This is a genomic window from Gluconacetobacter tumulisoli, from assembly GCF_014174155.1.
Taxonomy (GTDB): Bacteria; Pseudomonadota; Alphaproteobacteria; order Acetobacterales; family Acetobacteraceae; genus Gluconacetobacter; species Gluconacetobacter tumulisoli.
In genome coordinates this window covers 1-20,219 of the sequence record NZ_JABEQM010000007.1, presented here as the reverse complement: position 1 = coordinate 20,219, position 20,219 = coordinate 1, and the positions used below count along the sequence as shown (strand labels likewise).

Here is a 20,219-nt window from a genome sequence, read left to right as displayed (position 1 = left end):
TGCCCCGGATCCGTATCATGTAACATAATATGTCACGGTTGTGGCGATCCGAAGCCCATTGCCGGGCCTCGGACCGTCACGCCGCGTCACGGCCGGTCGCAGCTTTCGGTCAGGCGGTTGAAGACCAGACCCTTGCTGCAGGTGACGACCGGTGACTGCATCGGCGCCCCCTGTGCCGGTGCGGCGCCATAGGGCTGCTGATACGGCTGATAAGGCTGGTAGGGCTGATAAGGTTGCTGCGGATAGGCGCCGGGCGCCGCTGTGCCGGGATAATAGCCGGGCGGGTATCCCCCATCGTCGCCGCCATATCCGTCGTCATACCCGTCATCGTACGACCCGTACGAGGTCGCCGCCGCGCCGGCCGCCATGCCCATGACGGCGCCGAAGGCCAGTGGCCAGCCCCAACCGCCATAATAGCCGCCGTAATACGGGTAGCCGCCCCAGCCCCAGCCGCCGTAATAGGGCCGGTATCCCCAGCCACCCCCACGCCAGCCTCCTCCACCCCAGCCGCCACCGCCGTGCCAGCCACCTCCGCCACCGCGCCAGCCACCACCGCCACCACCTCCGTGCCAGCCGCCACCACCGCCGCCATGCCAGCCGCCACCACCGCCATGGCCGCCGCCGCCATGCTGTGCCCAGGCGGCCGGACTTCCGGCCGCCGTTCCCAACATCAGGGCTACCGCCCCCAGAACCAGAAATCGCCGCATGACAGGATCTCCCTTCCCATGCGGTTCAATATAGGGGGTCATGTGGTCCGATTCAGGTTGCATCGGTATCGATATGTAACGCGCCTGCGCCTGGAACATGGCGGCTGAGGACGCCGTGCATGGCCCGCACCGAGCTCGGCGGAACGGTTCCGGCTCAGGGCCGGTGGGGGGCGTCCCGATGGTGGTCATTCCGGTGACGATCGTCCCGGTGGCGGTCGTCCCATTGGGCGATCAATTCCATCACGGCCGCCGATGTTTCCTCGATCGAGCGCTGGCTGACATCTACCAGCGGCCAGCCGTGGCGGGCGCACAGGCGCCGGGCCCAGCGGACCTCTTCCTCGACACGCTCGGGGTCGACATAGGGGTTGTTGCGCATCACCAGGTCCATCCGCCGGTCGGCCATCAAATCCAGCCGGTGCCGCCGGATGCCGATCAGCACGTCGGAATCGATGGTCAATCCGACCACCGGCCGCGACAGATGCTCCAGCTCGTCGGGCAGCGGCAGGTCGGGGATCAGCGGTACGTTCGCCGCCTTGATCCCGCAATTGGCCAGATAGAACGAGGTCGGGGTCTTCGATGCGCGCGACACCCCTACCAGCACGACGTCGGCATGCCCCAGGCCCCCCATCTCCTGCCCGTCATCGTGGGCCAGGACGAAATGCATGGCGTCGATGCGGCGGAAATAGGCGTCGTCCATCACGTACTGGCCGCCCGGCCGGGCGATGGCGGGCTCGCCCAGTTCGTCCTGCAGGATGGTGGTGACCGGGTCCAGCACATTGATCAGCCGGACGCCGATATGCGCGCACCCGGCCGTCAGCTCGTGCCGCAGGCGGGGATCGACGACCGATGACAGGACCGGCCCCGGATCCTGCGCGATCCCTTCCAGCATGCGCCGCAATTGCGACCGCGTCCGCAGCAGGTTCCAGCGATGGTAGGTGACCTCGGCGTGGCTGAACTGCGCGACCGAGGCGCGGGCAAGGGAATCCAGCGTCTGCCCCGTGGCGTCCGATGCCAGATGCAGCACGATATGATGTGACGGCATGCGTGTAGGACCCCAGCGCCCCATGGGGGCGGACATGACCGGCAGGGCCGGCCGTCAGAATCCGTTCGGAAACGCATTTCCCCCGGCGGACGTGCCGCGGGACGGTATGCCCGACGCGATTTTCCAGGCATCGGGGCATGGCGGCCCCGATGCCCGCCCGCCGCGACGCAGGAAAAAAACGCGTCGGGTCGCCGACGGAATGCGTTTCAGACGGCCTTTCAGCGGCTGCCGGCCGGCAGCGGACGCTTTTCCTCGTCCCGGCGGGCCAGGGCGGCCTGCGCCGCCGCCAGGCGCGCGATCGGCACCCGGAACGGCGAGCAGGACACGTAATCCAGCCCCACCGTCTCGAAGAACCCGATCGAGGCCGGATCGCCCCCATGCTCGCCGCAGACGCCCAGCTTCAGGCCCGGCTTCGTGCGGCGTCCCTTCTCCACCCCCATCGCGACAAGCTGGCCCACGCCTTCCTGGTCGATGGAGATGAACGGGTCGCGCGGGATCAGGTCATGTTCCAGATAGAACGGCATGAACGTCCCCGCATCGTCGCGCGACAGGCCGAACGTGGTCTGCGTCAGGTCGTTGGTACCGAACGAGAAGAAATCCGCGTCCTGTGCGATCCGGTCGGCCGTCAGCGCGGCGCGCGGCAGTTCGATCATCGTGCCGATGCTGTACTCCAGCGCCACTCCGGTCGCCGCCACGACCTCCGCCGCCACCGCCTCGACATTCGCGCGGGTCCGGCGCAGTTCGGTTTCCAGGCCCACCAGCGGGATCATGATCTCCGGCACCACCTTCTCTCCGCTCTCGCCGGACACGGCGATCGCGGCCTCGATGATCGCGCGGGCCTGCATGGCGTACAGCTCGGGATAGGTCAGGCCCAGGCGGCAGCCGCGATGGCCCAGCATCGGGTTGGATTCCGATAGCGCCGCCTTGCGCGCCGCCAGGGCCTCGACGCTTTCGCTCAGCGCCGCCGCGACCTCGGCCAGCTCCGACTCGCCATGCGGCAGGAATTCATGCAGCGGCGGATCCAGCAGGCGGATCGTCACCGGCAGCCCCGCCATGATGCGGAACAGCGCCTTGAAATCCTCGCGCTGGAACGGCAGCAGCGCGTCGATGGCGCGCGTCCGTGCGGCATCGTCGCCAGCCATGATCATCTGCCGGACGAAGCCGATGCGGTCCGGGGCGAAGAACATGTGCTCGGTCCGGCACAGGCCGATGCCCTCGGCGCCGAAATGGCGCGCGGTCTCGGCGTCCTCGGGCGTTTCGGCATTGGCGCGGACCTTCATCCGGCGCGTGCGGTCGGCCCAGCCCATCAGGGTGGAGAAATCGCCCGACAGGGTGGGTTCGATCGTCCCGACCCGGCCGGCAAAGACTTCGCCGGTCGCGCCGTCCAGGGTGATCCACTCGCCTTCATGCAGGGTCGTGGCGCCGACCGACAGCGTGCGCGCGCGATAATCCACATGGATCCCGCCGGCGCCCGCGACGCAGACGCGCCCCATGCCGCGCGCCACCACGGCGGCGTGCGACGTCATGCCGCCGCGGGTGGTCAGCACGCCGCGCGCGGCATGCATGCCGTGCACGTCCTCGGGCGAGGTCTCGATCCGGACCAGGATCACGTCCTCGCCCCGGGCGGCGCGGATTTCCACGTCTTCGGCGGTGAAGACGATGGCACCCGCCGCCGCCCCCGGCGACGCCGGCAGCCCGCGGCTCAGCAGCGTGCGCGGCGCGTCGGGGTCCAGCGTGGGATGCAGCAGCTGGTCCAGCGACGAGGGCGGCACCCGGCGGATCGCCTCCTCATGCGTGATCAGGCCTTCCTCGGCCATGCTGATGGCGATCCGCAGCGCGGCGGCGGCGGTGCGTTTGCCGGTGCGGGTCTGCAGCATGTACAGGCGGTTGCCCTGGACCGTGAATTCGATGTCCTGCATGTCGCGGTAATGGCGTTCCAGGATGTCGCGCACCGCCAGCAGTTCGCGATAGGCGTCGGGCAGCGCCTTTTCCATCGACAGCTCGTCGCCACGGGCGCGGGCCTCGGACATCGGCTGGGGCGTGCGGATGCCGGCCACCACGTCCTCGCCCTGGGCATTGATCAGGTATTCGCCATAGAAGACGTTTTCGCCGGTGGACGGGTCGCGGGTGAAGCATACGCCGGTGGCGCAATCCTCGCCCATGTTGCCGAACACCATGGTCTGCACGTTGACCGCCGTGCCCCAGCTCGCGGGAATGTCGTGCAGGCGGCGATAGGTGTTGGCGCGCGGATTCATCCAGGATCCGAACACCGCCCCGATCGCGCCCCACAGCTGCTCGTGCGGGTCCATCGGGAACGGGGCCCCGGTCTCGCGCAGGACGATATCCTTGTAGCCCGCGACGACATCCTGCCAGTCCTCGGCCGACAGGCGGGTATCGTCCTGCACGCCGGCCGCGCGCTTGGTTTCCTCGATCAGGTCCTCGAAACGATGATGCGACACGCCCAGGACGACCGAACCGTACATCTGGATGAAACGGCGATAGCTGTCCCAGGCGAAGCGCGGATCGCCCGACGAAACGGTCAGCCCGTCCACCGTAATGTCATTCAGGCCGAGATTGAGGACGGTGTCCATCATGCCCGGCATCGACACCCGCGCGCCCGAGCGGACCGAGACCAGAAGCGGGGCGACCGGGTCGCCGAAGCGCAGGCCCAGCGTCTCCTCGACGCCGTGCAGCGCCGCGTCGACCTGCGCCTTCAGCTCCGCCGGATAGGTGCGGCCGTTTTCATAGAAACTGGTACAGACTTCGGTGGTGATCGTGAAACCCGGCGGCACGGGCAGGCCGATCGCCGCCATTTCCGCCAGGTTGGCGCCCTTGCCGCCCAGCAGGTCGCGCATGCCGGCCCTGCCTTCGTTGGCGCCGCTTCCGAAACCATAGACCCACTTCGTCATGTTGGTATCTCCTTGCGCCCCGTTCCTTCTGCGTGAAACGTAGGCATTCCCCTGGCCCGAACTTTCTTTATCTTGCTTGTTCGGTTTCCGCCCGGCTTTCTTAGCTGTTCAGGGCGCGGATTTCGATCTTTTTATTATGACGGAACCTGTCCGGTCCCCGCCGTGTTGCCGGTGCCGCCGCGGTGGTACGGCCAGGCCCGCGCCCCCGGCGCCGATGTGGACTGCGCCAGGGCATGGGGGCCCCGTCGCCGCAATCGCACGTGCAACAGGCGGCATTCTTCGGACGTCATTATTGTGAACGATCGAGAATAGTACATATTATTTCCATGTCGATATGATATCCCGATATGGAAAGACCGCCTTTTCAGGGTCCGCGTCCTCGATTTTCGGCACCGGGGCATGGAAAATCCGGCAATCCGGTCGCGCGGATGGTCCCGTCCGTCCGGTTGACAGGCCAACGCGAATGGGCAACGTCTGCCCTAACCAACAAGAAATAAGGCGCATCAGGATGAAAATGCTCCGTCTGGCATTGCTGCTGCCGTTCCTGGGGCTGTTATGGCTTCCGTTCTATGACCGGATCGAACCCTCGTTCCTGGGATTCCCGTTCTTCTACTGGTATCAGCTGGCCTGGGTGCCGCTGACGTCCCTGCTCGTCCTGCTGGTCTGGAAGAAGGGCGCGCGCTCGTGACCGCCCAGGCGCCCGGCCCGGCGGCCCTCGTCGTCTTCATCCTGTTCTTCGCGGCCACGATCCTGCTGGGCAGCACCGTCAACTGGTGGCGCGCACACCGCCCCGCGCATGGCGCCGACAAGTCCGAGGAATGGGGCCTCGGCGGCCGGCAGTTCGGGACCTGGGTCACCTGGTTCCTGGTCGGCGGCGATTTCTATACCGCCTATACCGTGATTGCGGTGCCGGCCCTGGTCTACGCCACCGGGGCGTTCGGTTTCTTCGCACTGCCTTATACGATCATCGTCTATCCGTTCGTGTTCCTGATCATGCCGATCCTGTGGCGGATCGCGCATGACGGCGGGCATGCCACGGCGGCGGACATCGTGCGGGCGCGCTTCGGCAGCCGGCCGCTGGAACTGGCGATCGCCTGCAGCGGCCTGGTCGCGGTCATGCCCTATATCGCCCTGCAGCTGATCGGCATCCGCACGGTGATCGCCTCATTGGGCCTGCCGGGCGAAATCCCGCTGATCGTCGCGTTCGTGTCGCTGGCCGCCTATACGTGGCTGGGCGGGCTGCACGCCCCGGCGCTGACGGCGTTCATCAAGGACATCATGATCTATATCGCGGTGCTGGCCGCCGTGACCGTCATTCCGCTGCATCTCGGCGGATATGCCGCGATGTTCGCCACCGCCGCCGCGCATCTGCCCAGGCCCCAGGGCAACCACGCGCTGATGGCGGGGCAGGCCGTGCCCTATGCGACGCTGGCGCTGTCGTCGGCGCTGGCGGCATTCCTGTATCCGCACACGCTGACCGGCGTACTGGCCGCGCGCTCGGCCGACACGATCCGCAAGAACGCGGTCATGCTGCCGGCCTATACGCTGCTGCTGGGGCTGATCGCGATGCTGGGCCTGATGGCGCATGCGGCGGGGATCGTGACGACCCATTCCTCGTCGGTCGTGCCGATGCTGTTCCTGGCCATCTTCCCGGACTGGTTCAGCGGCTTCTGCTTCGCCGCCATCGCCGTCGGCGCGCTGGTGCCCGCGGCGGTCATGGCCATCGGCGCCGCGAACCTGGTCACCCGCAACATCGTCACCGGGCGCGGGAACGATGTCGGGGCCGCCCGTATCGTCGCCTTCGGCGTCAAGCTGGGCGCGCTGGCCTGCGTGCTGTTCCTGAATGCCCAGTTCGCCATCGACCTGCAATTGCTGGGTGGGTTGTGGATCCTCCAGACCTTTCCGGCGCTGGTGCTGGGCTTGACGCGGATCCGTTTCCCGGCGCGCGCGATGCTGCTGGGCTGGGCGATCGGGACGGTGTTCGGGACGTACCTGTGCTTCCAGGACGGGCTGAAGCCCACCCATGTCCTGGCCCTGGGCGGCGTGCACCAGGCGGTTTCGACCGGCCTGCTGGCGCTGCTGGTCAATATCGGCGTGGTGGCCGTCGCGACCCTGCTGGTACCCCGCCGCCGCACGGAAACCACCCAGCCCGTTTGAAAATGCGCGCCGGCGGTGGATCAACCGGTTGGTTCCAAAGGCATCGCCCTTTGGCGGGTTTCAGGGCAGGGCCCTGACGCCTGCCCTGCCTGGCACCAATTCCGCCACCCGCCGCGCCACGTGCTCCACATCGATCCCGTGCGACCAGCTGGCCACATGGTCCTGCCTGTCGGTCCCGGTGGGAAACCGGTCCGCCCAGTAGGCCAGGCCGCCCCGCATGGCCATGGCCAGGAAGCAGGGATTGGCGTGATGGTCCGGGACCAGGTCGTACACCACGGTCCCGGGCCGGCAGAAGCCGATATTGGCCATGCCGGCGCCCAGCGGCCCCACCACGATCGATGCGGCGCGGAACAGGTCGATCTGCGTTTCCAGGGCCAGGGTCTCGGGCCGTACCGCCAGGAAACCCATGTCGCGCAGCCGCGCGGCCAGCGCGCCTTCGTTCGGGATGGCGCGATTGCCGGCTCCCCCCCGATCGACATACAGGCGTACCCCCCGCGGGCGGGTGACCGGAACAGCGGCCGCCATGCGCGTGAAGACGGAGGCGCACAGCCGCGATACCGCGAAATCGGCCGCCCCCGCCACGACATTGCAATATGCGACCCGGTCGATCCGATATTGCCTCCCCGGGACGATCGGTTCGATCCCGCAGCGCCCGGGCCGCAGCAGTTCCAGCGTCCGACGCTGCCACGGCAGCAGCTCCGGCAGCAGCAGCCGCGCCGATCCGCCATGGCGCGGATAGCGCGCCGACAGACCGGACCCTGGAAGGTCGGACAGGGCCGCGACCACCGGCAGGGTGTGGGCCATCCAGTGATAATAATTGCCCGGCCAATGGTCGCTGCATGGAATTGCCAGCCCGGGTGCCGCCAGCCGGCCCAGCCGTGCCGGATCGACGGCGATCCGGTCCAGCGCCTCCGCCGGTTGCAGGTAGCAGGTCTCGGCGATCAGGCGGCCATCCTTGATCAGCACCCGATGATCGACATCGTAGACCACGTCGCGCAGATGATGGACCGTCAGCGTGACCGGCGTGCTCGACCATGCCGAAAACGGGTTCATCTCCCGGTGGCGCATCGCGCCGCCCGCGAACCGGGCAGGCTGGGCAGGACAGGTTTCCAGGCAGGTGACGGAGTCCGCGACGTCGGCAATTCCAATCGTGCGCGCCGGTCCCTTATGGTGACCAGCGTCCCGACGCGCCCCGTGGGGACCGGCCGGCACGGCCCGGCAGCCGCGCTGGAAAAGCGAAATGAACATGATGGTCTCGCGAACCGCGTGCTGGATCGGCGCGGCGCCCGGCGCGCCGCACGACGGCCAGCATGGGGCGGAGGCATTTAAGAAACCGTTTCAGGACGGGGCGCGCCGGAACGGCCGGTCAGCGAGCGGCCCGTACGCACGACAATGCCCTTGCGGACCACCCTGTTCTTTCGAACAGGCCGGCTGCAACGGCGATCATCGTCATATCTTTGAAAAACCTGGTCGGAGTGAGAGGATTCGAACCTCCGGCCCCTGCGTCCCGAACACAGTGCTCTACCAGGCTGAGCTACACTCCGAACTTGACGGGGGCTATACAACCCATCCCGGGTCTTCGCAAGGGCCCCCGCGTCATCTTTTCGCCGGCCGCCCCTTCACAGGCGGCTGACATCCTCGGTGGTCGGCTGGCGGACCGTCGCGGTCAGGCGCGCCATCACCGTGGCGACATCCGGCACGACCTCGAACAGCTTCAGCGCCGATGCCTCGGCGAAGCCATCGCGGACGGCGGCGTCCAGCATCGCCAGCATCGCATCGGCCCAGCCCGCGACATTGATGATGAAGATCGGCTTGTCATGCAGCTTCAGCTGCCGCCACGTCACGATCTCCATCGTCTCGTCGAAGGTGCCCAGGCCGCCGGGCAACACGACGAAGGCGTCGGCCCACGCGAACATCAGCTGCTTGCGGCTGTGCATCGAATCGGTGACGGTCAGGTCGGCCACGCCGGCATGCATGACCTCGCACGCCTGCAGGAAGGTCGGGATCACACCCGAAACCTGGCCGCCGGCCAGCAGCGTGGCGTCCGCCACCGCGCCCATCAGGCCGACATCGCCCCCGCCATAGACAAGGCGCATCCCGGCCTCGCCCAGGCCGGTCCCCATTTCGCGCGCCGCGGCCAGGAAGGCGGGACGGGTTCCGAAACGGGATCCACAGAATACGGCGACGGCGGCAACGGACATGAATCCTCATCCTCCTGATACGATGCGGGCGGGCGGCGGAAACGATCCGGACGGCGTGCGTCGACAGGCGGCCTGGGGCCCGCGTTCGCGCGGCAACCCGGGGCCGGCATGTGCCTCAGGCGATGCCGGGCCGGGTTCGCCCCCGCAGCAGCACAGTGGCACCGACCCCCGCCCCGGTAAACAGGGCCGACGCCAGAAACATCGGGCCGTAGCCCAGGCTCTGGATCATCAGTCCCAGCATCGGTCCGGACACCCCGATGCCGATATCCAGGAACACGCTGAACGCCCCCAGCGCGGCGCCCCGGTTCTGCGGTCCGACACGGGACACGGCCTCGACCCCCAGGGCGGGAAACACCAGCGAAAATCCTGCCCCCGTCAGCGCCGCCCCCAGATCGGCCGACAGCACCCCCGTGCTGCGCCACAGGATCAGCAGGCCCGCCGATTCGACCAGCAGCGACGCGACGGCCACCCTCAGCCCGCCCTGCCGCCCGATCTGGCGCGAAAACAGCAGCCGCACCAGCACGAACACCAGGCCGAACACCGTCAGGGCCAGCGCCGCCCCCTGCCAGTGCCGGGCCGAGAAATAAAGGGACAGGCACGCCGAAATCGCCCCGAAACCGACCGATCCGCAGGCCAGCACGATGCCGTGCGGCAGCACTCGCCAGAAGACCTGGCTGAACGGCAGTACCTCGCCCTTGGGCATCGGCGGCACGGGGGCATAGCGCGATGCGGCCAGCAATCCGCCGAAGGCCAGCACCGCCGACAGCATGCCGACCCCCAGCAGCCCGCCGAAGGGCGCGGGCAGGTGGGACAGCATCTCGCCGACCGGGGCACCGAGGGCGATCCCCCCATAGGAGGTGATGCCGTTCCACGAAATGACCTGCGCCGTGCGCTCGGCCCCCACGCGGCCAATATTCCACAGGATCGCGCCCGTCGCCGTCCAGCTTTCGCCTACGCCCATCAGGATGCGACTGACGATCAGCAGCACGACCGACAGGCCCGGCCGCTGGGGAAACGCCCCCGACAGCATCAGCGCCACGCCCGCCGCCATGCAGGTGGCAAGGCCGATCACGACCGCGGGCTTGGCCCCCCGGCCGTCGACGAATCGCCCCGCCGTCGCGCGGGAGGCAAAGGTCGCCAGATATTGCAGGGATACCGCCAGGCCGGCGACGACGGTGTTGTAGCCCAGCGTCTGGTGGACGAACACGGGGACGACCGCCATCGGCAGGCCGATATCGACATAGCAGATCAGGTTGAACAGCACGACCGCCAGGATGCGCAGCGTTGGAGAACCCGAGGACGTCCGCGGCGATGTCATGGCGAGAGGGAAGCTCCTGTCTTTGTTTTCAGGCACCATACGATCCCGGCCGGGTCGCCGCCAAGGTACCGGGACATCCTGGCAGCGCCCCATCCGGTGCAATCGCCCCCGTGACCGGCCCCAGGCCCGTCACGACCGCGCGAGGACCGGACGCGGCATTGACGCCCCCACCCCCCGGCGCGGCATGATCGCCCGGCGGTCGCGGACCGCGCTGGGGGACAGAGGAGGGCGCATGACCGCCGATACCGAAGGGCCCGACGCGGGCGGGTTCGTCACGCTGTCGTCGCGTATCGTCTACGAAAACCCGTGGACCCGCCTGCGCGAGGACATCATCCGGCGTCCCGATGGCGGCGAGGGTCTGTACGGCGTGGTCGAACGCGGCGAATTCGTCGTCGTGCTGCCGTTGGGAAACGGGCCGGAGGGTCCGAGCGTGACCCTGGTCCGGCAATATCGCTATCCGGTGCGCGCGCGGCTGTGGGAACTGCCGATGGGCATGTGGGAGCATCGTCCCGACACCGACCCGGAAATCGTGGCGCATGGCGAACTCGAGGAAGAAACCGGCCTGCGCGCCTTTGCCCTGCGCCATGCCGGCACGCTGTACCAGGGCGCGGGCTATTCCACCCAGCGGGGCCACGTCTATCTGGCGACGGGCCTGACGCAGGGCCCTCCCCGACGCGAGGTCACGGAAGGCGACATGACCAGCCACACCGTCCCGCTGGCCGAGATGGAGCGGATGATCCGCGACGGCGAAATCACCTGCATGGTCACCCTGGCCGCCATCACGCTGGTTCGCGCCCGGGGCTGGATCCCGTAAGGGGCCGTCAGGGAATTCGGACTATCGGGCGAGAAAGTCGTGCCCCGCGCGCCGGATCGCCGGCAGAGCGACTTTCACGCCGCTTCTAAACGTTCGGTTCACGATCGTCTGGCAGGCTCGCGCTTCACGCGCAGGAGCACGCAGCACTTTCATGACCGAAGGACACGCCGTCGACACCATCTCCGGCGCGGCCGCCGGGCCGCCGGCCTCGTCGCCTCCGCCGACGCCCCGGGCGCTGATCGTCAGCCAGTACGTCAAATCGGTCGCCTTCGCGGTTCCCGCCGCGCCGGGGGTGCATGCCGCGCCCAAGGTGCTGCCCGTCCTGACCCTTGACCTGGATGTCGACGCGCGGCAGATGGACGGATCGCCCACCCTGTTCGAGGTCGCGCTGACCCTGCGCTGCCGGGGGAATGCGGCCCCCGCCGGACAGGCGCCCCCCGCGCCCGTGATCTTCGAGGCCGATATCGCCTACGCCAGCCTGGTATCCCTGCATGACGCGACCCCCGCCACGCTGGAGGCCCTGCTGCTGATCGAAGTGCCCGCCATGATCTTCCCGGCGGCGCGCAACATGCTGGCCGACCTGACGCGGGAGGCCGGATTCGCGCCGGTGCTGATGCAGCCGGTGGATTTCTCCGCCCTGTATCGCGCCCGCCGTTGAGAGGCTGACGCGCCGTCGGATCTGTCGGCACATGGGTCGGCACATGGATTGCATTTCCCGCGTTGTGTTCGCACATTCCCCCTCGACTGTCGTGCGCGCCGACGCGCCGCGACGCCGGATCGAGGATGGGACCATGGACATGAAGAGCGGACGAGACCTGAACCCGGTACTGGACAGGGTGGATCGGACGCTGGAGTCCAGCCTGGACCGGCTGTTCGATTTCCTGCGGATTCCCAGCATCTCGGCCCAGCCGGCCCATGCCGGCGACTGCCGCCGGGCGGCGGACTGGCTGTGCGCGGAACTGGCGGCGATCGGCCTCGACGCCTCGGTGCGCGAGACGCCGGGCCATCCGATGGTCGTCGCCCATGATCGCAGCGCGGCCGAGGGGCCGCATGTCCTGTTCTACGGTCATTACGACGTGCAGCCGGTCGACCCGCTGGAATTGTGGCATTCCGCGCCGTTCGACCCGAAACTGGTCCGTAATGACGACGGTACGGCACGGATCGTCGCGCGCGGCGCATCCGACGACAAGGGGCAGGTCATGACCTTCGTCGAGGCCCTGCGCGCCCTGCGGGCCGAACAGGGGACATTGCCGCTGCGCGTCTCGATCGTCATCGAGGGCGAGGAGGAAAGCGGCGGCGCCAACCTGCTGCCGTTCCTGCAGGCCAACCGCGACGAACTGCGCGCCGACGTGGCGCTGATCTGCGACACCTCGATGCTCGAGGGCGGGGTACCGGCCATCACCACCGCCCTGCGCGGCATGGTGGGCGAAGACGTGACCATCCATTGCGCCAGCCGCGACCTGCATTCGGGCATCTACGGCAACGCCGCACGCAATCCGATCGAACTGCTGTGCGGCATCCTGGCCTCGGTCCGCGATGCCGACAGCGGGCGCGTCCTCCTGCCGGGCTTCTACGACGGGGTGCAGGACCCCCTGGCCGAAGTCCGCGCCCAATGGCAGGCCATCGCGCCGTCCGACGCCGACTTCCTCGGCCCCGTGGGCCTGTCGGTGCCGGCGGGCGAACGCGGCTATTCCGCGATCGAGCAGACCTGGTGCCGCCCGACCTTCGAAATCAACGGCATGACCGGCGGCTATACCGGCGATGGGTTCAAGACGGTGCTGCCGGCCCAGGCCTCGGCCAAGGTGTCGTTCCGGCTGGTCGCGGGCCAGGATCCGGCCCGGATCCGTGCCGCTTTCCGCGACCATGTGCGCGCGATGCTGCCGGCCGATTGCACGGTCGAATTCGCCGCCCACGGCGGGTCGTTCGCCAGCGTCGTGCCCTCGGACGGCCCGGCGCTGCCCGCCGCGCTGGCCGCGCTGGGTGCTGAATGGGGCCATCCGGCGGTCACGGTCGGCAGCGGCGGTTCGATCCCCGTGGTGTCCGAGGTGAAGCAGGCCCTTGGCATGGACTCGCTGCTGATCGGCTTCGCGCTGGAGGACGACCGCATCCACTCCCCCAACGAGAAATACGACCTGACCTCGTTCCATCGGGGCATTCGCTCTTGGGTGCGGGTGCTGGGTGCGCTGGCCGATGCGTAGGCGGGGCCCTGCCCCGCACCCCGCCAAAGGCGGTCGCCTTTGGAAACCAGTCGTTTTATTGAATCGGGGTCAAGGGGCCTGCGGCCCCTTGCGGGTTCGGGCGCAGCCCGAAGAAGACCCCATCCTGTAGGGACAGCCACGATATGACGGATGGCGGACGGACGATGCTGGCGCTGACGATGGGCGACCCGGCCGGGATCGGGCCGGAAATCACCGCCGCCGCCTGGCACGCCCTGCGTGCCGGCGACGGCCCGGCCTTCGTCGTGCCGGGCGACGTCGCCCTGCTGTCCGCCTACGCCCCGGTGCGCGCGGTCGCCGACATGGCCGAGGCTGCTTCGGTCTTCCCGGACGCACTGCCGGTCCTGCCCGTCGATCTGGCGTGTCCGGCCCGGCCGGGCCAACCCGATTCCGCCAACGCGCCGGCCATCACCGGCAGCATCGCACGTGCGGTGCGCCTGGCGCAGGCCGGGCAGGTCGCGGCCGTGGTCACCAACCCGATCAGCAAGCTGGTGCTGAAGCAGGCTGGTTTCCGCCATCCCGGCCACACCGAATATCTGGCCGAACTCTGCGGTGTTGCCGGGCAGGAGGTCATGATGCTGGCCTGTCCTGAACTGCGCGTGGTGCCGGTGACGATCCACATGTCGCTGCGCCGCGCGCTGGATAGCCTGACCACCGCCGAAATCGTCCGCTGCGGACGCACGGCGGCGGCGGCCCTGCGGCGGGATTTCGCGATCGCGACCCCCCGGCTGGCGGTCGCCGGCCTCAACCCCCATGCCGGCGAGGGCGGGGTGATGGGGGATGAGGAAGGCACGATCATCGGCCCGGCCATCGACGCCTTGCGCGCCGAGGGAATCGCCGTCACCGGTCCCTGGCCGCCGGACACCATGTTCACCCCGCCGGCGCGGGCGCGCTACGATCTGGCGCTGTGCATGTATCACGACCAGGCGCTGATCCCGTTGAAGACCATCGACATGGCGGGCGGGGTCAACGTGACCCTGGGCCTGCCCATCGTCCGGACCTCGCCCGACCACGGGACGGCGTTCGATATCGCAGGACAGGGTGTCGCCGACCCGTCCAGCCTGCTGGCCGCCCTGCGCCTGGCGGATGACATGGCGTGCAACAGGGGAACAGCATGACCGATTCCACCCCGCCCAAAATGCCGCGACCCAAAAAGCTGCGGCTGGGCGTCAACATCGACCACGTGGCGACGGTGCGCAACGCGCGCGGCGGCGCGCATCCCGACCCGGTCGCCGCCGCGCGCGTGGCCGTCGCCGCCGGGGCCGACGGCATCACCGCCCACCTGCGCGAGGACCGGCGCCATATCCGCGACGCCGACCTCGCCCGCCTGCGCGCCGACATCGCCGCCCCGCTGAACATGGAAATGGCCGCCACGGACGAAATGGTGGGTATCGCCCTGTCCCTGCGGCCCCATGCCTGCTGCATCGTCCCCGAACGCCGGGCCGAGGTCACGACCGAGGGCGGGCTGGACGTCGCCGGCCAGGTCGCGGCCTTGGCGCCATGCGTCCGCGCGCTGGGCGACGCGGGCATCCGCGTATCGATGTTCATCGACCCCGACCTGGCGCAGATCGCGGCCTCGGCCGCCATCGGCGCGGCGGTAGTGGAACTGCACACCGGCGCCTACGCCGAAGGCCGTGCCGGCGAACTGGACCGCCTGCGTGCCGCTGCCATCGCGGCCGACGCGGCGGGGCTGGAGGTCCATGCCGGCCATGGCCTGACCTACGACAATGTCGGCCCGATCGCCGCCCTGCCGCAGATCGTGGAACTGAATATCGGCCATTTCCTGATCGGCCAGGCGATCTTCGACGGCCTGCCCGCTGTCATCGCGCGGATGCGACAGGAGATGGAGCGGGCGAGATGTCCCGGGTGACCCTGCCCCCAACGTGCCCTCGGTTCCGAGTCAGGGTCGTGATGCTGTCGTGTGCCTTTCTGGCGTCACGCCTTTGAGCCTGGCGTGCGGCCTGACGGTGCTACGGTCGGCCCGCCAGGGCATCGATGACCATCCAGGCATGGGTTAGGTTCCGGAACAGGTGTTCGTTCAGGTACGCGTCGCCCGCTTGCGCCCGCCATGGAATGCCTTCGCGGTCGAGCAGGATAGCAGACGCCGATACCCGAACCGGCGCCGCTCGCCGGCCAGCTCGCTTAACCGCGTCCGTGCAGCGTCTCCGTCCGAACGGCGTGACGCATAGCGCCAACCTTTCGGATCCATGCCAATGCGCCGGCAGCCCCGTCGCGACGAATAATCCCGCTTCCTCATCGTCCAGGTCGCGGCTTCCCGCCGCAAACCGGGCGTCAGGAGTTTGGCCGGCGGTTCCTTCAGCATCGAGACGTCCAGGACGCTCCCGGCCAGGATCCGCGTCAGCTTGGTGTTCTCCTCTTTCCAAATCTTGAGCCGCCGGGCCTCACTGATATTTGCTGTCCGGCGGGCAGCGTCAGGCGGGACGGTTCCTTCCGCAGGCCGAACGGCGCCGGGGGCACGAACTTGCCAAGAAACTCTACAGGTCGATCAGTCGTTTTAAGCGGCAAGGACGTCCGTAAAAATTCTGACGAGAACGGCAGGAGCTGCGAAAGGTTCTGCCGCACCCAAAGGGCGGCTGTTATTCAGGAATCCCCCAGGAAATAGCGAACATGGCCCCAATAACCAAGAAGACGGGGGGTGGTGCAACTCGCCCCGTTCCCGACAACCTGCCTGATATTATTGATCCTGCCGGGGGCACGGCCGAGACTTCCTTTTTTTGTGACGATCGGCCGATCATACTATGTTTGTCACACCTCCGTTGGGACTTTGTATTGCAAAGGCCCCAGCATCTCCTCTGTCGTGCCGCGCGGGCTTATCGGGTGGTTTATGTCCAGGAGCCTGTGTTCGCCCTGCCGGCAGGGGAAGCCCCAGGAATGGACCTGCATTGCGTGGCAGGAAAAGTTCTGGTGGCGACTCCTCGGCTCGCCGCGGAACATGACCCGCGGAAGCTGGATATATTGCAACGCCAGCAGTTGGACCGGCTGCTTATCGCTCTGGCGGGCCCGGTAGCGATCGCGTGGTTCTATACCCCAATGGCCCTGGAGTTTGCCGCCCACGTGCCCGCGGCCATTACGGTCTATGACTGCATGGATGAACTAAGCATGTTCCGCGGGGCATCGCCGCGACTATCGCTGCTTGAGCGGCGCTTGCTCAAGAAAGCCGACCTTGTCTTCGCGGGGGGGCGAAGCCTCTTCGAAGCGAAGCGCCGGATTTGCGGAAACGTCCATCTGTTTCCATCGAGCGTCGATGTGACGCACTTCCATCAGGCGCGCGATTCCCAGAGCGCGCAGCCGCCTGACCAGGCTAACCTGCCGCGACCGCGGATCGGCTTTTTCGGTGTTATCGATGAACGGATCGATTATGTGCTTCTTTCTGCCATGGCAACGGCCCGGCCCGACTGGCATTTTATCATGGTTGGCCCGACGGCAAAAATCGATCCGGCCCACCTCCCCCAGCATCCTAATCTGCACTGGATCGGTAAAAGATCCTATGACGAGCTTCCGGCTTATTTGGCTGGTTGGGACGCAGGCATAATGCCGTTCGCGCTCAATGACGCGACGCGTTTCATCAGCCCTACCAAGACGCCCGAATTCCTGGCCGCGGCCGTTCCGCTCGTTTCAACGCCCATTGCCGACGTGATAACGGATTGGGGCAACGATAACCTGGTGGAGATCGCTGATGGACCCGAAGCGATGATTGCGGCACTGGAGAGGTTATTAAAACGTCCGAGAGCGCAGTGGCTGGCCAATGTCGACGAACGGCTGTCGAAACAATCCTGGGATATGATCTGGGCCGGAATGGAACGGCTGATTGACAGAACTGCCATCGGCAAGTCACTGACAGACCGGCCCCGGCCTCTGGACGTCAAGCGTTATGAATAAAAGCTATGGCTGGACCGGGATCGGTGCCGATTTTGCAGGTGCAGCCCTTGCCGGTCAATGTTGTCGACCGCCGCAACCACGTCGCCGGCAATGCGTTCGATTTTCTCGACGCGGATATACGCGTCCATCTCTGTCCATCTCTACAGCCTGCATATTTTCCACACGAACAGCTGGACCGGGCCCAAATATTTCTTCCGGTTTAGGGCAGCATACGAACACCGGGTTTTAGGGCTGGTGAATGGTTGCTCGTGTCGATTCCTATCTGACACGATCAATCGCCCCCATGCTTTGAGTTGATCAGCGGATCTGGAAAGGTGGTTTGCCGCTCGGGCAGAAAAGATGGACCCTGTTCGCAGTGCGGAGGACGTCGACCTTTCGCAAGGGGAACGAAATGTATGAAAAGTTCTTCCGGAGCTACACGCAGGCAGAGGGGGCTTTACCCGTCTGAACTCGACCGTACTGAGCGGAAGAAAGGTCGTTTAATCTGGATAGGCGGCGTCGACGCGTTTCTTGACCATCGTCTGAGGCGTCTGTCTGACCGTAGCATTCTTCAACCTGCAGTAACCAGGAACTATTCCCAGACGGAGGGCTATACCCGGGTTTTCGAATACAAACACATTACCGGCCAGGTCTGTCCCACGACGAGCGTGAGCGCGACAAAGACCTGGGACGACCATCTGCCTGCCGCTTCGGAAATCAAGTAAATGGCCGGCTCGTTCGAGCACAGCCCGCTCGCGCTCTGGGGCGGCCTCGAGTGCAGCGTCGTGCGTATCGGCAATGGGTGGCGTGACCAAGTCGAGGAGACGGGGCATCAGCTGCGCGGTGAGCAGGATCTCGAATACATTGCTGCGCTGGGGATTCGGACGGTTCGTTATCCTGTATTGTGGGAACGTGTCGATACACGTCACCCGGGTGCCTGTGGCTGGGCGTGGCACGATCGGCAATTGAACGCATTGCAATACCATGGTGTCGACGCTGCGGTAGGGTTGTTGCATCATGGTTCGGGACCGTGCTGGACATCGCTGGTCGACCCGCTCTTTCCAGAAGGGTTGGCGCTTCACGCAAGACAGGTTGCAGAGCGCTATCCATTTCTCACCCTTTGGACGCCCGTGAATGAACCTCTGACAACTGCCAGATTTTCTTGTCTTTACGGTCACTGGTACCCGCACTTATGTGACGAGAACGCGTTCCTGCGTGCGACTGTGGCTCAATGCCGTGCAATCCTGTTGTCGATGCGCGCGATTCGAAGGCACATACCCGAAGCACGTCTTCTGCAGACAGAGGACCTGGGGCGTGTTTTTTCGACAAAGCCGCTAGTGAAACAAGCGGAATATGAAAACAGCAGACGCTGGCTCGGTCTGGATCTGCTGTGCGGTTTGATCAATTGCGCCCACCCGTGGCGACGGCGCCTGGAGGCAGCCGGCGTCAATCCCGACCATCTTGACGAGTTGACGAGTGGAGAGGCGGCACCCGATATAATTGGAATAAACCATTACGTAACCAGCGACCGGTTTCTCGACCATCGGCTGGACCTGTACCCCGCCCATCTTCATGGAGGGAACGAATATCAGGCTTATGCAGACATCGAAGCAGCACGGGTCGAACTCGACGAGGGAGAGACCGGATGGGCGGCCAGGCTGCGTGAGGCTTGGAATCGATACCATCGTCCGATTGTCATCGCAGAAGTACACCTTGGCTGCAAAGATGGATTGGAACGAGTGCGTTGGTTTCTCGAAGCATGGGATGCTGCGAATCGCCTGCGCGCTGAGGGCCTGGATATACGTGCCGTGACCGCATGGGCTCTTTTTGGTCTGGTCGACTGGCATTGTCTGCTGCGGGAGCGTCATGATGTATATGAAGCTGGGATCTATGACATAAGCTCTGGCGTACCCCAGCCCACCCTGATGGCCGACGTTCTGAAGAGGCTCATACGCGACGGCAGCCTGGCTCATTCAGCCTTGGAACAATCGGGTTGGTGGCGCCGGCCAGAGCGGGTTCTTGAATACAACCATAAAAGCAGGTCGAAATACAAGGATAATACCTTCATTGTTCGCTGATTATATTCACCGTGATTTTTTATTTTCCGGTTACGAATGATTCGATGATGCGCCATCCTTCGATGGTGGCGACGGATGCCTGGTCGAAGAGAGAAGGCAGATCCTGAATTCAAAGGATGGAAAATTAAAGAGCATCCCTGTGGAACCTTGTGCCGACGGGGCCGTTACAGTTGGTCAGCGGTCTTCCTGAGAGGAACGACATGGGCCGGCAACGCTGCGGTTCTGCAAAAAGAGAGGGGAATCTCTCTTTCAAAAATTCCTTATGCCCAAAGAAACTCCTGAAATAATTCAGGTATATTTTTGGACCTATAATAGTTTAACTCCGAAACAAACGAGAAGATTCTCGTACCAACCGGAAAGAGGACGTTTTCGGAGAGGAATTTTTCGCGTCGGGCACGTCCCGTGAAATATCCCATGAAATATTGAAGGGCGTTATTTTGCCTGAGGCGAATCACGAAGACGCTCCGGTAATCGGAGCGCGTGTCGCAGATGCCGGATCTCAAAAGGCATTCAAGGCATCTGGGCCAAGATAGACCGGCTAGGCTCAGTAAATTCTCTCTGAAATAGAGGAAGATCTGAAAAAGTTCGGCGCTGGCCGATGCCCTTCTGGTAAAAATTGGCGAGTAAAGCACAAACCCGCAGATCAGGTACCCGACGACGTGTTTGAGGCGGACAGCATGTTTAATAAATATAGGAATGTGTCATGTACCATCATGTGAAAAAACTGATGTACACAGTCCGGATCGGTGAAGCCGATCCGAAGTTCGGTAAGATGCTTCTGTAGCATTTTGGCGGTGCGAACGGTGAACTGGCCGCGGCGATGCAATATTCGATCCAGGGCATCAATACTGACGATCCGATGTTGAAGGACCTGCTGATGGATATCGGCACCGAGGAA

The 20,219-nt window shown here is 65.7% G+C and carries 16 protein-coding genes, 1 tRNA gene and 1 pseudogene; 10 read left to right on the top strand and 8 right to left on the bottom strand.

Translation table 11 applies throughout. The features are described from left to right. Window positions 1-86 precede the first annotated feature (86 nt). The 3 genes from HLH28_RS09740 to ppdK form a co-directional block, all read right to left on the bottom strand. Window positions 87-707, bottom strand: a complete 621-nt coding sequence (locus tag HLH28_RS09740; RefSeq protein WP_182958303.1) for a hypothetical protein — start codon at window positions 705-707, stop codon at window positions 87-89. 154 nt (window positions 708-861) lie between these two features. Beyond that, on the bottom strand, window positions 862-1,749 hold the full coding sequence (locus HLH28_RS09735; protein WP_182958300.1) for a pyruvate, water dikinase regulatory protein: 888 nt from the start codon (window positions 1,747-1,749) through the stop codon (window positions 862-864). Between the two features lie 218 nt (window positions 1,750-1,967). After that, window positions 1,968-4,658, bottom strand: a complete 2,691-nt coding sequence (gene ppdK, locus HLH28_RS09730; RefSeq protein ID WP_182958297.1) for a pyruvate, phosphate dikinase — start codon at window positions 4,656-4,658, stop codon at window positions 1,968-1,970. 508 nt (window positions 4,659-5,166) lie between these two features. On the opposite strand from ppdK, the gene HLH28_RS09725 reads away from it, so the two are divergent. Both HLH28_RS09725 and HLH28_RS09720 read left to right on the top strand, forming a co-directional pair. After that, window positions 5,167-5,346, top strand: coding sequence for a DUF3311 domain-containing protein (locus HLH28_RS09725; RefSeq protein ID WP_182940555.1), 180 nt, complete (start codon window positions 5,167-5,169; stop codon window positions 5,344-5,346). Then, window positions 5,343-6,815 carry a sodium:solute symporter family protein gene (locus HLH28_RS09720; RefSeq protein WP_338029703.1) on the top strand — a complete coding sequence of 491 codons (1,473 nt, stop codon included), beginning with the start codon at window positions 5,343-5,345 and terminating at the stop codon, window positions 6,813-6,815. Before HLH28_RS09725 ends, HLH28_RS09720 begins: the two co-directional genes overlap by 4 nt. Before the next feature lie 60 nt (window positions 6,816-6,875). Here the strand turns inward: HLH28_RS09720 and HLH28_RS09715 are convergent, their stop codons facing one another. The 4 genes from HLH28_RS09715 to HLH28_RS09700 form a co-directional block, all read right to left on the bottom strand. After that, window positions 6,876-8,063 (bottom strand): glycosyltransferase family 61 protein, encoded by a 1,188-nt coding sequence (locus tag HLH28_RS09715; protein ID WP_182958293.1) that lies wholly within the window; start codon window positions 8,061-8,063, stop codon window positions 6,876-6,878. 219 nt (window positions 8,064-8,282) lie between these two features. Beyond that, a tRNA-Pro gene (locus HLH28_RS09710) sits at window positions 8,283-8,359 on the bottom strand. Between the two features lie 75 nt (window positions 8,360-8,434). Next, a complete protein-coding gene (locus HLH28_RS09705; RefSeq protein WP_182958291.1) occupies window positions 8,435-9,016 on the bottom strand; it encodes an LOG family protein in 582 nt (193 codons plus the stop codon). Window positions 9,017-9,131: 115 nt separating this feature from the next. Next, complete coding sequence (locus tag HLH28_RS09700) at window positions 9,132-10,334, bottom strand: MFS transporter (protein ID WP_182958287.1); 1,203 nt, start codon at window positions 10,332-10,334, stop codon at window positions 9,132-9,134. A 232-nt stretch (window positions 10,335-10,566) separates the two neighbouring features. Between HLH28_RS09700 and HLH28_RS09695 the strand changes: the two genes are divergently transcribed. From HLH28_RS09695 to HLH28_RS09675, 5 genes are all read left to right on the top strand, one after another. Next, window positions 10,567-11,148, top strand: a complete 582-nt coding sequence (locus HLH28_RS09695; RefSeq protein ID WP_182958284.1) for an NUDIX domain-containing protein — start codon at window positions 10,567-10,569, stop codon at window positions 11,146-11,148. A gap of 151 nt (window positions 11,149-11,299) precedes the next feature. Then, window positions 11,300-11,806, top strand: a complete 507-nt coding sequence (locus tag HLH28_RS09690) for a protein-export chaperone SecB (RefSeq protein ID WP_182958279.1) — start codon at window positions 11,300-11,302, stop codon at window positions 11,804-11,806. Window positions 11,807-11,945: 139 nt separating this feature from the next. Next, window positions 11,946-13,346, top strand: a complete 1,401-nt coding sequence (locus HLH28_RS09685) for a dipeptidase (RefSeq protein ID WP_182958277.1) — start codon at window positions 11,946-11,948, stop codon at window positions 13,344-13,346. 164 nt (window positions 13,347-13,510) lie between these two features. Beyond that, window positions 13,511-14,482, top strand: coding sequence for a 4-hydroxythreonine-4-phosphate dehydrogenase PdxA (gene pdxA, locus HLH28_RS09680; protein WP_182958768.1), 972 nt, complete (start codon window positions 13,511-13,513; stop codon window positions 14,480-14,482). Further along, entirely contained in the window at window positions 14,479-15,234 is a 756-nt protein-coding gene (locus tag HLH28_RS09675; protein ID WP_182958274.1) for a pyridoxine 5'-phosphate synthase, read from the top strand. Before pdxA ends, HLH28_RS09675 begins: the two co-directional genes overlap by 4 nt. 202 nt (window positions 15,235-15,436) lie before the next feature. Here the strand turns inward: HLH28_RS09675 and HLH28_RS09670 are convergent. Then, window positions 15,437-15,774, bottom strand: a pseudogene (locus tag HLH28_RS09670) (IS3 family transposase); the annotation flags it as partial. 482 nt (window positions 15,775-16,256) lie between these two features. Here HLH28_RS09670 and HLH28_RS09665 point away from each other — a divergent pair. The 3 genes from HLH28_RS09665 to HLH28_RS18470 all read left to right on the top strand — a co-directional run. Continuing rightward, window positions 16,257-17,264 (top strand): glycosyltransferase, encoded by a 1,008-nt coding sequence (locus HLH28_RS09665; RefSeq protein WP_220790026.1) that lies wholly within the window; start codon window positions 16,257-16,259, stop codon window positions 17,262-17,264. 704 nt (window positions 17,265-17,968) lie between these two features. Further along, window positions 17,969-19,321 (top strand): family 1 glycosylhydrolase, encoded by a 1,353-nt coding sequence (locus tag HLH28_RS09660; RefSeq protein WP_182958269.1) that lies wholly within the window; start codon window positions 17,969-17,971, stop codon window positions 19,319-19,321. 820 nt (window positions 19,322-20,141) lie between these two features. Next, on the top strand, window positions 20,142-20,219 hold a 78-nt coding region (locus HLH28_RS18470), incomplete at its 3' end, for a manganese catalase family protein (RefSeq protein ID WP_220790037.1).